Origin of the sequence: Pseudoselenomonas ruminis, from assembly GCF_008271295.1 — a bacterium.
Lineage (GTDB): Bacteria > Bacillota > Negativicutes > Selenomonadales > Selenomonadaceae > Selenomonas_A > Selenomonas_A ruminis.
The window spans coordinates 31,511-46,434 of the sequence record NZ_VTOY01000008.1 but is presented as its reverse complement, the minus strand read 5'-3'; the positions used below and the strand labels follow the sequence as shown (position 1 = coordinate 46,434).

The 14,924-nt window shown below is 50.8% G+C and carries 17 protein-coding genes; 16 read left to right on the top strand and 1 reads right to left on the bottom strand.

Annotated elements, in window-relative coordinates; translation table 11 throughout:
* The first annotated feature begins 2 nt into the window (after positions 1 to 2).
* From FZ040_RS09705 to rpsI, 10 genes are all read left to right on the top strand, one after another.
* Entirely contained in the window at positions 3 to 1,544 is a 1,542-nt protein-coding gene (locus tag FZ040_RS09705; RefSeq protein WP_149171793.1) for a cobyric acid synthase, read from the top strand.
* A complete protein-coding gene (gene cbiB, locus FZ040_RS09700; protein ID WP_149171792.1) occupies positions 1,541 to 2,482 on the top strand; it encodes an adenosylcobinamide-phosphate synthase CbiB in 942 nt (313 codons plus the stop codon). Before FZ040_RS09705 ends, cbiB begins: the two co-directional genes overlap by 4 nt.
* 36 nt (positions 2,483 to 2,518) lie before the next feature.
* On the top strand, positions 2,519 to 3,286 hold the full coding sequence (cobS, locus tag FZ040_RS09695) for an adenosylcobinamide-GDP ribazoletransferase (protein ID WP_149171791.1): 768 nt from the start codon (positions 2,519 to 2,521) through the stop codon (positions 3,284 to 3,286).
* A gap of 28 nt (positions 3,287 to 3,314) precedes the next feature.
* On the top strand, positions 3,315 to 4,205 hold the full coding sequence (locus FZ040_RS09690; protein ID WP_149171790.1) for a GHMP family kinase ATP-binding protein: 891 nt from the start codon (positions 3,315 to 3,317) through the stop codon (positions 4,203 to 4,205).
* Between the two features lie 33 nt (positions 4,206 to 4,238).
* Positions 4,239 to 5,645 carry a cobyrinic acid a,c-diamide synthase CobB gene (locus FZ040_RS09685; RefSeq protein WP_149171789.1) on the top strand — a complete coding sequence of 469 codons (1,407 nt, stop codon included), beginning with the start codon at positions 4,239 to 4,241 and terminating at the stop codon, positions 5,643 to 5,645.
* Entirely contained in the window at positions 5,642 to 6,712 is a 1,071-nt protein-coding gene (gene cobD, locus FZ040_RS09680) for a threonine-phosphate decarboxylase CobD (protein WP_255448830.1), read from the top strand. The genes FZ040_RS09685 and cobD overlap by 4 nt, the downstream gene beginning before the upstream one ends.
* Before the next feature lie 3 nt (positions 6,713 to 6,715).
* A complete protein-coding gene (locus tag FZ040_RS09675) occupies positions 6,716 to 7,333 on the top strand; it encodes a histidine phosphatase family protein (RefSeq protein ID WP_149171788.1) in 618 nt (205 codons plus the stop codon).
* 29 nt (positions 7,334 to 7,362) lie between these two features.
* Complete coding sequence (locus FZ040_RS09670) at positions 7,363 to 8,286, top strand: NAD-dependent epimerase/dehydratase family protein (protein ID WP_149171787.1); 924 nt, start codon at positions 7,363 to 7,365, stop codon at positions 8,284 to 8,286.
* A gap of 198 nt (positions 8,287 to 8,484) precedes the next feature.
* The gene (gene rplM, locus FZ040_RS09665) at positions 8,485 to 8,925 is read left to right on the top strand and encodes a 50S ribosomal protein L13 (protein ID WP_033170485.1); all 441 of its coding nucleotides are present in this window, start codon (positions 8,485 to 8,487) and stop codon (positions 8,923 to 8,925) included.
* 23 nt (positions 8,926 to 8,948) lie between these two features.
* Complete coding sequence (gene rpsI / locus FZ040_RS09660) at positions 8,949 to 9,341, top strand: 30S ribosomal protein S9 (protein WP_033170484.1); 393 nt, start codon at positions 8,949 to 8,951, stop codon at positions 9,339 to 9,341.
* A 137-nt stretch (positions 9,342 to 9,478) separates the two neighbouring features.
* On the opposite strand, the gene FZ040_RS09655 is transcribed toward rpsI, so the two are convergent.
* A complete protein-coding gene (locus FZ040_RS09655) occupies positions 9,479 to 9,685 on the bottom strand; it encodes a hypothetical protein (RefSeq protein WP_074515355.1) in 207 nt (68 codons plus the stop codon).
* Positions 9,686 to 9,923: 238 nt separating this feature from the next.
* On the opposite strand from FZ040_RS09655, the gene FZ040_RS09650 reads away from it, so the two are divergent.
* From FZ040_RS09650 to FZ040_RS09625, 6 genes are all read left to right on the top strand, one after another.
* Positions 9,924 to 10,646: a Tat pathway signal sequence domain protein gene (locus tag FZ040_RS09650; RefSeq protein ID WP_149171786.1), complete on the top strand. Its 723-nt coding sequence runs from the start codon at positions 9,924 to 9,926 to the stop codon at positions 10,644 to 10,646.
* Between the two features lie 503 nt (positions 10,647 to 11,149).
* Positions 11,150 to 11,779, top strand: coding sequence for a phosphoribosylanthranilate isomerase (locus FZ040_RS09645; RefSeq protein WP_149171785.1), 630 nt, complete (start codon positions 11,150 to 11,152; stop codon positions 11,777 to 11,779).
* Positions 11,776 to 12,543 carry an indole-3-glycerol phosphate synthase TrpC gene (trpC, locus tag FZ040_RS09640; protein WP_149171784.1) on the top strand — a complete coding sequence of 256 codons (768 nt, stop codon included), beginning with the start codon at positions 11,776 to 11,778 and terminating at the stop codon, positions 12,541 to 12,543. Before FZ040_RS09645 ends, trpC begins: the two co-directional genes overlap by 4 nt.
* A 33-nt stretch (positions 12,544 to 12,576) precedes the next feature.
* Positions 12,577 to 13,767 (top strand): tryptophan synthase subunit beta, encoded by a 1,191-nt coding sequence (trpB, locus tag FZ040_RS09635; RefSeq protein ID WP_149171783.1) that lies wholly within the window; start codon positions 12,577 to 12,579, stop codon positions 13,765 to 13,767.
* Positions 13,764 to 14,558 carry a tryptophan synthase subunit alpha gene (trpA, locus tag FZ040_RS09630; protein WP_149171782.1) on the top strand — a complete coding sequence of 265 codons (795 nt, stop codon included), beginning with the start codon at positions 13,764 to 13,766 and terminating at the stop codon, positions 14,556 to 14,558. Before trpB ends, trpA begins: the two co-directional genes overlap by 4 nt.
* Positions 14,559 to 14,634: 76 nt before the next feature.
* Positions 14,635 to 14,901, top strand: a complete 267-nt coding sequence (locus FZ040_RS09625) for a hypothetical protein (protein WP_255448829.1) — start codon at positions 14,635 to 14,637, stop codon at positions 14,899 to 14,901.
* The last annotated feature ends 23 nt before the right edge of the window (positions 14,902 to 14,924 follow it).

Genomic DNA, 14,924 nt, shown 5'->3' with positions numbered 1-14,924 from the left:
ACATGTCCAACGCTATTATGCTCATGGGGACGAGTTCCCATGTCGGCAAAAGCATTATTACTACGGCCCTCTGCCGCATCTTCCATCAACAGGGACGCAAAGTCGTTCCATTTAAGGCACAGAATATGGCGCTTAATTCCTATGTTACCCGCGACGGCCGGGAAATGGGACGGGCGCAGGTGGCGCAGGCGGAAGCGGCAGGCTTGGAGCCGATGGTGGACATGAATCCGGTCCTGCTGAAGCCTACTGGCAACAGCTGCTCGCAGGTAGTGCTGATGGGAAAGCCGATTGGCAACATGAGTGCCCGCGAATACCATAAAGGTTATAGCCTCAAAGCCTTTGATGCGGTGAAGGAATCGCTGGGACGGCTGCAGGCGGAATACGATACGATTGTCATTGAAGGGGCGGGCAGCCCGGCCGAGGTCAACCTCAAGGCCAATGACATCGTCAATATGCGCGTGGCCAAATATTTACAGGCGCCGGTCCTGCTGATTGCCGATATTGACCGTGGTGGTGCATTGGCGGCATTGGTGGGAACGCTGGAACTTTTAGACGAAGACGAACGGGCTTTGGTCAAGGGGCTTATCATCAATAAGTTCCGTGGTGATGTGAGTCTTTTGACGCCGGCTATTGATTTTCTGGAGCAGAAGACCGGTAAGCCGGTATTAGGGGTAGTTCCTCATGTCGAGGCGCTGGGCATTGACGATGAAGATTCGGTTTCCTTGGAGGAGAAGCAGGCCGTTCCCTTGGATGCACCGATAAAGATTGCGGTAATCCGGACGCCGAAATTATCGAATTTCACCGATTTTGACAGCTTGGCCGCGGAGCCTGATGTGTCACTCTACTATGTTTCGGACAAGGAGGAACTGGGCGAGCCGGATATGATTATTTTGCCCGGTTCGAAAAATACTACGGAGGACCTCATTCATTTGCGGGAAACGGGGATGGAAAGAGAAATTTCCCGCAGGGCAGCGAAAGGAACGCCCCTTTGGGGAATCTGTGGTGGCTATCAGATGCTTGGCAAGGCTATCCATGACCCGGAACATACAGAATCGGAGCATGATAGCATCGAGGGACTCGGGTATCTGGATATGGAGACAACCTTTGCGGCGCAGAAGCGTACGACGCAGGTAACGGCTGATTGTGTGCAGTTTCCTTTCCTCGGACAGCTGCTGGCGGCGCAGGATATGCCTGGCTATGAGATTCACATGGGTAAGACTGCGTTTGGTCCGGCGGTTCATCATCCGTTCCATATTCATGCCAGGGCAGCCCAGGAGGCAGACAGTTGGGATGGCGCCGTGCTGCGGGAGCAAAATGGGCAGCAGGGAGAAGTGGTTGGCACGTATATCCATGGGATTTTTGACCACGACGGTTTCCGCCGTCAGGTAATTAATGCCTTGCGCAGCCGCAAGGGGCTTTCGCCGCTTGCCATTCAGCGCAATGTGAGAGCGGAAAAAGAAAAAGCCTATAACCATCTGGCGGCAGTAGTTCGCGAGAGTCTCGATATGGAAAAGCTGGCAGAAATCATGGGGGAAAAACTATGATGACGGCAATTATCGCTTTTCTGGTCGATACTATTATCGGTGATCCCAACAGCCGCTGGCATCCCGTCGTGCTGATGGGGAAACTCATTGGCGCTTTGGAAAAGTGGTTTTATCAAAAAGAAGACAGTGACGGCAAAAAGTTCACGATGGGAGCTATGCTCGTACTGATTACGCTGCTCGTTACTTATGAAGCAGCGGCCGCGGTTATGATGCTTTCCTATCGGATTCCTTGGTCGTATGGATCAGCGGTAGCCGGCGGTATTTTGCTGTCATTTACGATTTCGCCCAAGAGTCTGGCTAAGGCGGGAAAAGGCATCTATACACTGCTGATTCTTGGCCAGCTGGAGGAAGCCCGCAAGAAGGTCGGTTGGATTGTCGGCCGTGATACGGAGAATCTTGACGATGCGGAAATTGCCCGGGCAACCGTTGAAACGATTGCGGAAAACACCGTTGATGGCATTATTGCGCCGCTCTTCTTTTTTGTTATCGGTGGCGTTCCGCTGGCCGTACTCTATCGGGCAGCCAATACCATGGATTCGATGATTGGCTACAAGAACGACAAATACCTTTACTTTGGCCGGGCAGCCGCGAAGCTTGATGATGTTTTGAATTATATTCCAGCGCGTATTACCGGCGTGCTGTTTATCTTTGCTGCCTGTGTGCTGGGCTTTGATTATAAGAATGCCTATCGGGTAATGCTGCGGGATGCAGAAAAACATCCAAGCCCCAATGGCGGCTATGCTGAAGCTACCGTAGCGGGAGCGTTGCACATCCGGCTCGGCGGCGTAAATTCGTATTTTGGCAAGAAGCATTTTCGTGCGTATATGGGCGATGTCATCGAGATGATAGCACCCAAGCATATCATGGAATGTATCCGCATGATGTATACGGTAACCGTGATGTTTATCCTTATTGTCTATGCCATGTTTGGGTTATGATAAAGATAGTATCAGAAATATAGGAGGATATTATCGATGAAATCATTTATTACGGCATTGCAGTTTTTAACGCGCATTCATGTGAAGGAGCAGCCTGACCTGACCGTGGAAGATTTTGGCCGCAGTACAAAATTTTTTCCGCTGGTAGGTGTCCTTTTGGGGCTGATTTATATGCTGGTAACCTGGTGCCTCGTGGCGGTTTTTGGCTGGGCCAATTTCGTTACGACGATTTTGGTTCTGCTGCCAGTGCTTATGACGGGCGGTCTGTTGCTCGATGGGTATATGGATACGGCCGATGGTGTTTTTTCGGCGCGCAGCCGGGAACGCAAATTGGAAATCATGAAGGACAGCCGGGTGGGGGCATTTGGTGTCATTGCGTTGGTGTCTTTGATGATGATGAATTGGTCGGTGCTGCGTGATATTAAGCTTGTACTGATTATGACGGCGCTGTTTGTCATGCCGGTTATCGGCCGGATGGCCATGGTTATGGTCATTGCCTTTTTTCCTTATGCGCGTCCGGAGGGGATGGGCAAGGCGTTTTCGGATATGGCTGATAAGAAGACGGTAGCATTGGCTGCCATAACGACGCTGGTTTTCGTCGTTCCCTGGGGGCAGGCCGCGATTGCAGCACTGGCGGCCGGCTTGGGCTTTGCCTGGCTGCTCGGGGCGTGGCTGACCAGTAAGCTTGGCGGTCTGACCGGGGATACCTATGGCGCGGTGGAAACGCTCACGGAGACTATGGTATTGCTCGTCTTTTGGGTGACATCCTGGATTCCGGGAGGTCTGCATATTTTGTGGCGCTGATAGAAAAAGTGTTTTAGGAGCGTAAGGCATGGAATTGACGGTTCGCGTTCCCGGCTCCTGTGGGGAACTCCTGCAGGGGATGAAGGCCGGGAACCCCTTTCTTGTCACCTGCCCGGTGGGAAGTTATACAACAGTCCGGATTTCCGACACGTTAGCGGGGATTCATGGTCTGGGAAGAAAATCGCTTATGGCGTTAGAGAAGACATTGACGAGCCTGGGGAAGGAGGAACTTCCCTGGGGGCTTTGCCTGGAATCGAGTCTGCCGCGGGGGAAGGGAATGGCTTCTTCGAGTGCCGATATTGCCGCAACGGTGGCGGCGGTGGCCCTGGCCTTTGGTTATCGTACCTATCCCGAGGAAATTATGCGCATGGCGGCTGGTATCGAACCGACGGATGGGGTCTTTTATCCGCAGGTGGTCCGCATCAACCATATGAATGGCGATTGGCTGGCAAGCTATCAGGGCTTGCCGGCTTTTCGTATTTCTATTTTCGACACAGGCGGCGTAATCGATACGCTCAGCTATCACGAGCAGGTGAAAGAGGATGGGGTAGCCAATCGTTCGGCAGAAGCGTTGGCTTTATTCGAAGAAGGATGGCGCGCGCAGGATGAAACGCTTATCGCTGAGGCCGCATCTATGAGTGCGTGCAACAATCAATCGTTATTATATAAGGATGGTTTGGAAGAACTGTTGGCATTTGCCAAAGAGCGAGGTGCATTGGGCATCAATATCGCGCACAGCGGCACCGTGATTGGCGTGCTCTGGCCCGAACGATTCCCAGATGATGACTTGCAGCGGGAAACGCGTGCGATACGCTGCCGCTTTCCGCATTTGTCGTTTTTGATGCAAACGCGGCTGCAGGGCGGTGGCGTCCAGGTGGCAGAAGGAAAACAGCAAGAGTTTGTAGAACTTTTTAGATAATCAAAGAGAAATCGTAGCAGAAGAGGTGTTTCGTTGCAGTACGCAAATCAATATTCCATCCCGCGGATTGTCATAGGGGCAACCCAGTCGGGGTCAGGAAAGACGACAATCGTAACCGGCCTCCTGGCGGCGCTCAAGGAACGTGGCCTTACCGTGCAGTCGTTTAAAGTGGGGCCGGATTATATCGACCCGGGCTATCACGAACTGGCCAGTGGCCGCGCGGCGCATAACCTTGACACCTGGCTGACGCCCAAGCAGGTAGTACCAGCAATTTTTGCCGCCGCCTGTGAAGGGGCCGACATCGCCGTGGTGGAAGGTGTGATGGGATTATACGATGGGGGACGGCAGGGCGTTAGCTCCACCGCCGAGGTGGCAAAACTCATCGATGCACCGGTGCTGCTGGTTATTGATGCAAAATCGATGGGCGCCTCGGCAGCTGCCATCGCACAGGGCTTCCGGGATTATGACAAAACGGTCCAGCTGGCAGGCGTCATTTTGAACCGTTTGGGGTCGGATACCCATGAAGCCATGATTCGTGAGGCGATGAAGGCCATCGGGATGGAAGTCTATGGCGCGCTTCGCCGGGAGGAGAATTTGCAGCTGCCAGAGCGTCACTTGGGGCTGCTGCCCGTTCAGGAAAATGAAGAATACCAGGTCATAGATCAAATGGGAAAGGCGGTGGGACAGCAGTTAGACATCGAGGCCTTGCTCCGGTTAGCCAGGGCGGCAAAGCCATTGAAGGGATACGAACCATTCCTGCGTGGAAAGCAGAAGCCGATGGCATGCCGTATCGGTATAGCACAGGACGAAGCATTTTCGTTTTACTATCCGACCAGCCTGAAGGTGCTAAAACATTTGGGGGCGGAACTCATTCCATTCAGTCCGCTTCGCGATAAAACACTTCCCGAGGTTGATGGCTTGCTGATTGGCGGCGGTTTCCCCGAGATGTTTGCCGCAGACCTTGCCGCCAACGAATCCATGCGGCAGGCTGTACGGGAAAAGGCTGCCGCGGGCATGCCAATCTATGCCGAATGTGGAGGGTTCATGTATCTGATGGAGAGCCTTACGGATTTTTCGGGTAACGTTCATGCAATGGCCGGCGTGTTTTCCGGACAGGCGGTTATGACGAAAAAACTGCAAATGGTCGGGTATGTAGAGGCGGTCCTTAAACAGGATTCCCTGCTGGGCAGGAAGGGAACAAAACTCCATGGCCATGAATTTCATTTTTCGGTGGAACAAGCGGCAGAAGATGAAGACCGGCCATTTGCTTTCACCAAGCTTCGCAACAACCAGACTTATGGGGCTGGGCGGAAGTATAAAAATGCCCTTGGCAGTTATTTGCATCTTCATTTTGCTGGCTGCCCGGCTGCTGCGGAATCATTCGTAGAAAATTGTCTGGCATGGAAGCTGGAAAAAGAGAAAGAGAGTGATTGGGTATGATGAATAAGTTTGAGCATGGCGGAAACATCTATGCGGCGCGTGATAATGGCGAAGCATGGCTGGATTTTTCGGCAAATGTAAATCCATTGGGATTGTCATCGGCAGTATATCAGTCTGTTTCGTTAGGAATAAAAGATGTGGTCCATTACCCGGATCCCAAAGCTGCGGAATTAAAAAAAGCTATTGAAGCCTGCTATAACGTTCCGTCTTACGAATTGGTACTAGGCAATGGTGCATCGGAGCTCTTTTACCTCTTTTTGCAGACGGTCCGGCCGCGCAATGTACTGTTGCCAGTTCCTTCGTTTAGCGAATATGAACGGGCGGCTTTGGCGGCAAGGGCGAAAGTGAACTGTTTCCAGATGGACCCGGATGATAACTTCCGCATCGATTGGGATTCTTTTATGGGAGCTTTAGCGGTGGCAGACTGCATCATTCTGGGGAATCCGAACAATCCCACCGGGTCGCTTATAACCCGCAATGAATTGGTCCACTTGCTCGATGAGATGCGCGGGGGACATCAGTGGCTCGTGGTTGACGAGTCGTTCCTGGATTTCCTTCCCTATGACAGCCGTTACACGGTGCGCGATTTGGTGGAGGAATATCCGAATCTCTTTGTGATACAGTCGCTGACGAAATTTTATGCCCTGCCTGGGTTGCGATTAGGCTTTGGTGTGGCCTGCCCGATGCTGGCGAAAAAGCTCAATGCCGGCAAGGATGTCTGGAACGTCAATCTGCTGGCGCAAAAGGCAGGTGTAGCGGCACTGAACGATAAAGAGTACCAGCAGCATAGCAGGAAATTTATTGCGGAAGAAAGGCAGCGTTTCTTCGAGCGGATAAATGGACGCAAAGGGATTCGCGCCTATCCGCCGAGCGTCAATTTTATGCTGCTCGATGTCCGTGGTACGGGGCTCACCAGCAGCGAGTTTACGCAGAGGCTTCGCGAGAAGGGGATTCTCGTGCGGGATTGTGCCAATTATTTAGGTTTGGATGGCGAAAGCTATGTGCGTGTTGCCATCCGTCAATCAGCGGAAAACGACCGGCTGATTGACGCATTGGAGGAATTGTAATTCATGGTAAAAGTGGTTTTTGTCCGTCATGGACAGACGGAGTGGAATGTCAGCGGCCGTTATCAGGGGCAGTCGGATGTGGCCCTGTCGGCAGCAGGAATTGAGCAGGCAGAAAAATTAGCCGCGAATTTCCCGGTGGAACATATTGATGCCGTATATTCAAGTGACCTTATTCGCGCGCGGGTTACGGCTGAGACTGTTGCTAAGCGTTTTGGCCTTTCGGTGCAGCTGGAACCTGCTTTCCGTGAGTTGAGCTTTGGCGATTGGGAAGGCCTTACCTACGAGCAGATTGTTGCCTCGTGGCCCGATGCGATGGAGAACTTCCTGGCGCATCCGGATATTCTCAATATCCCGAATGGGGAATCTTTTCCCGAAGTCCAGCAGCGTGCTATGTCGCGTCTGCAGGAATTGCTTCGGGAACATGAAGGGCAGACGATTATGATTGCGGCCCATGGAGCGGTACTGCGCACTATGCTGACAGCAGCACTGCACATGCCGCTGCAATACCTTTGGAGCATCCGTCAGTTCAACACTGCGGTAAATATCGTCCGCTATGATGCTGAGGGAAATCCTACGGTTGAACTGCTGAACAGTACGGCGCATTTGGGAGAACTGCGCTGAGAATTCAGGGAAAAAGAGAGGAATCTGTTATGAAGGTTTTGGTAACAGGTGGAGCTGGATTTATTGGTTCGCATGTTGTGCGCCGGCTGCTGACAGATGGTCATGCGATAACGGTGCTCGATAATGGCAGCACGGGTGATTTTGCTAATGTGCCGTCTGATTGCGATTCATGGGAAATGGATGTCCGGTCGGCTGCGGTCATTCCGCGTATCATGAAAGCACGTTTTGATGCGATTGTTCATTTAGCGGCTCAGACTACGGTCAAGGATTCCCTGGCAGACCCGGCCTTTGATGCGATGGAAAATATAATCGGTACGGTCAATATCCTGGAGGCAGCCCGTAAAAGCGATGTGCAGCGGGTTGTCTTTTCGTCTGCTGCCGCAGTATATGGGGATGTGCCGGAAAACCAGCAGCCTGTTGGTGAACTACAAGAGCGGAAACCAAACTCGTTTTACGGTCTTAGCAAAAAGACTGTGGAAGATTATCTGATTATGTATCAGCGACGCTATGGATTGCCGTATATCATCCTGCGCCTGGCTGATGTATATGGGGAACGCCAGAGTGACAGCGGAGAAGGCGGTGTAATCCGTGCCTTTATCAAAAAAATCAAGGAGAATAGTGCGATTACCATTTACGGGCAGGGGCTGGCGCAGGATTTTATCTATGCCGGTGATGTGGCTGAGGGAATTTATGCGGCACTATTTACCGAAGAAGTCAATGCAATTTATAATTTGAGTTCTGGCACGGTGACAGATTCCCAGGCGCTGGTCCGGCTGTTGGAAGATGTAACCTGGAAAAAGCTGGAGGTTGTTTCTGGTGCGGCTGGCAGCCAGCAGCAGGGAAACTTGGTGCTGGACTATGCAAAAGCATGCGAAAAACTCGGCTGGAAGCCACGTACCAGCCTGAAAAAAGGACTAAAGAAAACCGTCAGCTATTTTACGGAAAACGATTAAGTTATCCACAAAAAATGCGTGGATAACTTAAAGAAAAATTCTAAGGAAATGCAAAAAAGTCCTTGACTTGTTGCACTTTTATGAGTAGAATATTTCTATGTGATGTTACGGAATCAGGCATCCATTAGCCCCGGAAGCCGATACAAGAGCATCATATACCGATTAAATTAGAAATGAAATTATTAGGGGGGAAATCGCATGAAGACAACGTTTATGGCAAATGCATCCAATATCGAGCGCAAATGGTATGTTGTAGACGCTGAAGGCCAGACTGTCGGCCGCCTCGCAGCTGAAGTCGCAAAAGTTCTTCGCGGTAAAAATAAACCGACCTTTACTCCGCACGTTGATACGGGTGATTACGTCATCGTCATCAATGCAGAGAAAGTAAAATTCACGGGTAAGAAACTGACGGACAAGACTTATTTCCGTCATTCCGGTTACCAGGGTGGCACGACGTTCACGTCTGCTGGCCTGATGCTCGAGAAGTTCCCGGAGCGCGTTCTGGAGCACGCTATCAAGGGCATGCTGCCGCATAACCGCCTCGGTGCTCAGATGTATCGCAAACTCAGCGTTTATGCTGGCAGCGAGCATCCGCATGCAGCTCAGAAGCCGGAAAAGCTCGAGCTGAACATTCGCTAATCTGGAAAGGGAGGAACTTCTAAATGGCACAAGTAAGCTACTACGGCACTGGCCGCAGAAAATCTTCCGTTGCCCGTGTTCGTCTGGTTCCAGGCGAAGGCAAAGTTACGATTAACGGTCGTAGCATGGAAGAATATTTTGGTCTGGGTACGCTGGAACTGATTGTTCGTCAGCCGCTCAACCTTACGGAGACTAACGACAAGTATGACGTCATCGCAAATGTTGCAGGTGGCGGTGTAACTGGTCAGGCTGGTGCTATTCGTCATGGCATCACCCGTGCACTCATGGAAATGGATGCTGAGCTGCGTCCGGCTCTGAAAAAAGCTGGCTTCGTAACGCGCGACCCGCGTGAGAAAGAGCGCCGTAAATACGGTCTCAAGAAAGCTCGTAAAGCTTCGCAGTTCTCCAAACGTTAATTCTTGCGTTTTTATACGAATTGCAAAATCCCATCGGCCTATTGGCTGGTGGGATTTTTTTGTGGAAACATCTTATACTATAGAAAAAGAAAGAGTCAGGCAATGCCTGGCTCTTTCTTTATGTTGTAAATTTGGAATTACTTCTTCAGAGCTTCCTTCAGGATTTCCGTCAGGGCCTTTTCTGTTACACGCATCATATCGTTAAGCAGAGCGTTGTAAAGATCGCCACCGTCCGTCACACCACGACCATTCTCCGTAATGAAGAATTTTTTCGGATGCTCCTCCGACTGATAAGCATCGTTAAGTTTTTCCCGGACAAGTTTTTCAATTTCCTGTTCCGTCATTACACAGTCACCTCTTTCCTAAAATCTATTATATATTATACGACATTTGGTTTGATTTTTCCTTGTTTTTTCTAAAAATAAATAGCAGTTATCCTTTCAGTTGATTTCCATCGAATTTGAATTGGAATTTAATTGACACTTAAAACTAGTTTAAGTAGCCTTCGCTATACTATGACCATACCATTCAACAAGAGGATGGATGAAGAAAAGGTTCATTTATAGAAAGGTGATGTGACATATGAAAAGTGCGAATAAGAAATTAGTAGCAGGTATCCTGGCTGGCGCAATGCTGACGGGAATTGGTGTCAATGCAGCGAGTGCAAAATCGGTTTCTCATGCTGACAAGCATCAGCGTCCGGCTGCTATGCAGAAGGGGCAGATGCCGCAGCATCCGCCGGTTCAGATGAGTGCCGATGATGCGGCTAAAAAAGTCCATGATACGTTCGGCGTCGATGAGAAAGAAGTCAAGAGTGCTATTGAGGATGGAAAAGACATTCGTGATATCGGTCAGGCCGCTATGTTTGCCAATATCAGCGGAAAATCGTTTAAAGAAGTCATGGATATGAAGACGGATACCAAGGATTGGCCAGAAGTAGGCAAAGACCTTGGTATCACCCGCGAGCAGGTTCAGGATAAGATGGCATCGATGCAGGCAAAAGACATTGCCGAGAAGGCTGCTATCGATGAAAATACGGCTGTTTCGCTGCTGAAAAATGGCTATCGTGCGCACGATATCGTAGCAGCAGGTGTTTTGGCAAAAGCTGCCAACAAAGATATCCAGAGCGTTCTGGATATGAAGAAAATCAACAACCGTTGGGGTGATGTAGCAGACCAGCTGGGCGTTGATAAAAGCGTGCTGAAAGTAGGCCCTGGTCCGCAGGAAATGAATGGTCATGGCCCGCAGGGCGGCCCGCCGCCAGCAGATGCACCGGAGGCTCCGGAAGAACCGGCTGATAAATAACATCAAGATAAGAACCCGTTGGCTCATCGCAGAGTCAACGGGTTTTTGTTCGTTGAGGCAGTGGAATATTTTCATTTTATGAATAAAATATCAAAAAAATGACATAAAATGTAAAATATGTATTGACAAGAAAAACAAAAGCGTGTAAGATGTAAAACATCGACGGGTTAACATAGTTACAGTCGATCAACAGAGCGAAATCAACGAACGGGAAATAGTACGGTTACAGGTAGCTGTCAAGCGAGCCGGAGACTGGGAGACCAGTGGTGTGAAGTCCGGTCAGTGAGGTAATCTGAATGGTCCTGCGAGAGTCCACCCAAAGCAGATAGATGTCTGTTAGTAGGCTGGAACGGCTGCCTCCGTTATCGGGCTATGGCATCGGTGTTTGTCCTGTGCCGGAATGAGATGTATTGATACATGCAAACGGGTGGTACCGCGAAGCTGATTCGCCCCGGCTGGAGTTTTCTCCGGTCGGGGTTTTTGTAGTATTAGGGGATGAGTGGATGAAGGTTAAGATTTGTGGAATGAAATCGCTGTTGACGGCAAAAGTTGCGGAAGAGGCAGGAGCGGATTTCATCGGATTTATTTTTTGGCCCGAGAGCCATCGTTATATTGAGCCGGAACACGCTGCCGTGATCAGCAGCCAGCTGCAGCATTCATGGAAAACCGGTGTGTTTGTCGATGAGGACATCGAGAAAGTCAACGAAATCGTCCGGCAGGTACATCTTGATTTCGTCCAGCTTCATGGGCACGAAAATGCGGCTTATGCTCGCAAGGTGCAGTGCTCCGTCATCAAGGCATTCCGTTATGGGGACAACTTCTCGGCAGAAGCAGCCAATGAATATCCGGCCGAGTTTATTCTAATTGATGCGTTTCGTCCGGGCAAACTCGGGGGAACCGGGGAGAGTTTCGACTGGCGGTCCGCCGCCGAAGAAATAGCGAAAGTGGAAAAACCAGTGTTGATTGCCGGTGGTATCAACATCGACAACCTGCAAACGGTGCTGCGGACGTTCCATCCCTATGGTGTGGATGTGTCGGGCAGTTTGGAGGTCGATGAAGAAAAATCAATCAGTAAGATACAGGCGTTTATGCGCAGAGCCAGGAGCCTGCCGCGAGGGAGGAAGCGTCAATGAGAGATATATTAGCGGAAATCGTAGCCGAAAAGAAGGCGATCGTAGCAGCTGCCAAGTCCAAGATGCCTTTGGAGGAAATCAAGGCAAAGATAAAGCCAGATACGTTCCGCATGAGCAAGAAATTCAAGAAGGGGGATTGGAACCTCATCGCTGAGTGCAAGCTCCAGTCACCGGCCAAGGGGCGGTTAAACAAGACCCATACGGTAGAAGAGCTGGCCCGTATCTACGAAGAAAGTGGTGCGAGCATGCTGTCGGTTCATACGGACCCGCATTTTCTCGGCTGCAACGAAGATTTTGCCAAGGTTCGGCAGCTGGTAAAGCTTCCGCTGCTTCGAAAAGATTTTATTATCGATGAATATCAGATTTATGAGGCGAGAATGCTCGGTGCTGATGCGATTCTGCTGATTGCGCGGATTTTGACGCCCGCGCAGCTGAAAGAATTTCTTTACACGGCATGGAGTTTGGGTATGGATGCTTTGGTGGAAGTCCATGATGAAGCGGATATGAAGGCCGCCCTTTCGACGCCGGCGGAATTTATCGGCATTAACAACCGGAATCTCAAGACTTTTAAGACCGATATCCAACAGACGCTGGATTTGCTGCCGAGCGCCGACAGCAGCCGGGTGCTCATCAGTGAGAGTGGTGTTTTCTCTGCTGAGGATGCCAAGGTGCTCCGCGCGGCTGGCTGTGATGGAATCCTGGTAGGCGAGGGGCTCGTACGCTCGGAAAATATCGGCGCGATGACGCGGAAACTTTCCCATTAACCCCTGTGATATAGCAAAGAGTAGGAGATTAACATGAATACAAAAGGAAGATTTGGCAAGTTTGGCGGACAGTATGTACCGGAAATCGTTATGCCGGCACTTAATGAGCTGGAAGCCGCTTATAAGAAATATAAAGATGATGCAGAGTTTCAGCGTGAGTTCCGTTCGCTGCTGCGCGAATATGCAGGGCGGCCGACGAACCTCTATTATGCGCAGAAATTGACAGAGCACTATGGCAAGGCAAAGATTTTCCTCAAGCGTGAAGATTTGCTCCACACAGGTGCCCATAAAATCAACAATGCGCTCGGACAGGCACTGTTGGCAAAGCTCATGGGCAAGAAACGCATCGTTGCTGAGACAGGTGCTGGCCAGCATGGTGTTGCTTCGGCGACGGTGGCCGCGCTCTTTGGCATGGAATGTCATGTGTTTATGGGCGCTGTCGACGTTGAGCGTCAGAAACTCAACGTGTTCCGCATGAAGCTTTTGGGCGCAAAAGTCATTCCGGTATCGAGTGGTACGGGGACGCTGAAAGATGCCACGAGTGAGGCAATCCGCTATTGGGCAACAAATATTACCGATACCCATTACATCATTGGCTCGGCCGTTGGTCCGCACCCGTATCCGACGATTGTTCGCGATTTCCAGAAGGTTATCGGCGAAGAAATCCGCGAGCAGATTAAGGAAAAGACTGGCGGTCTTCCCAACTACATGGTCGCTTGCGTCGGCGGCGGCAGTAACGCGATTGGAACGTTCTATGATTTCCGCAACGATAAGGAAGTAAAGAAGTTTGGTGTTGAGGCCGGTGGACGCAGCGATGCGGTAGCTGACAATGCTAAAACGCTTTCCGGTGCTGGCGAGCCGGGCATCCTGCATGGTGCTTACAGTTATCTCTTGCAGACCGATGATGGACAGGTCGTGGAAGCTTATTCGATTTCGGCTGGCCTCGATTATCCTGGTGTAGGCCCAGAGCATTCCTATTTTAAGGATGCAGGGATTGTCGATTACGTTTCGGTAACGGATGAGGAGGCACTTGAGGCCTTCCAGCGTGTTTCGAAGGTAGAGGGCATTATTCCGGCGCTGGAAAGTTCCCATGCGCTGGCTTATCTGGAAAAGCTCATGCCCCAGACGAAGAAAGAGGAAACGGTGGTTGTCTGCTTGTCGGGCCGCGGGGACAAAGACGTGGCGATGGTAGCAAAAGCATTGGGGGAGGATGTAGAGTTATGAACCGCATTGAAAAGAGAATGGCTGAGCTCAAAGCGGCCAATAAAAAAGGAATATACGTCTACATCACTTGCGGGGCTCCGGATGTAGCGACGACGATTGAGGCTGTAAAGCAGGCTGAAGCAAATGGCGCAAGCCTCATTGAATTAGGACTGCCATTTTCGGATCCCATGGCTGATGGGCCGGTGATCCAGACGGCCTCGGTCATTGCTTTGAAGAATCAGATGACGCTGGCCAAGGAACTGGAAGTATTACGGGAAATTCGCAAGTTCTCCGACATTCCCATCGTCGGTATGGGCTATATCAACAACATGTATCATTACGGCTTTGAAAAATTCGTCAAGGATTTCAAGGAAGCCGGCATGGACGGCATTATCGTTCCCGATGTGCCCCATGAGGAATCTGGTGAGATGCGGCGCATCTGTGCAGAGCATGACTTCGTGCTGGCAGAATTTATCACGCCGGGAACGACCGAAGCGCGCATGGCTGATACCTGCCAGGATGCCCGTGGCTTTATCTATTGTGTATCCAACAACGGCGTAACCGGAGTCAAAAAAGTGGATTACAGCGTAATTGGCGGTGTTTGCGAAAAGGCCCGTAAATTCACCGATACGCCGCTGGCTGTTGGCTTTGGCATAGGCTCGGCAGAAGCTGCCGTAGCGGCGGCAGCGCATGCCGATGCCGTCATCGTCGGCAGTGCAGTAGTCAAGCGCCTGCTCGATGGAAAGCTCGACGAGGCGATGCAGCTGATTCACGATATGCGTGATGCTTTGGATGCGAGCTGCCTGCATTAACTGGCAGGAAAAAGGGTTTTCTTTTCTCATGACGAATAATACTATCAGGTAAAATGAGTCAGAAAGGAAGACCAGTATGATCATTACAGATATTAAGACCGTTGATGCGGCAGAGGATATGATCCGTCGTCATGCCAGCAATCGTCCGGAGAAGCCGAGGAGTGTTCAGGAGATTTCGGCCCGTTATCAGCAGGCCATAAAACAGTATCAGATGCTCATGCGGTCTCAGAATGACAACCGCGAACAGCGCGTGATGCTCTACTCGGAAATAAAAGCCCTCGGATGGTGCCTGGGACGCGATGAACATAAAATCGTCCAGGAGATTAATCTGCCGCAACGGTAAGAGAAACTGTCCGGAGAAAGCCC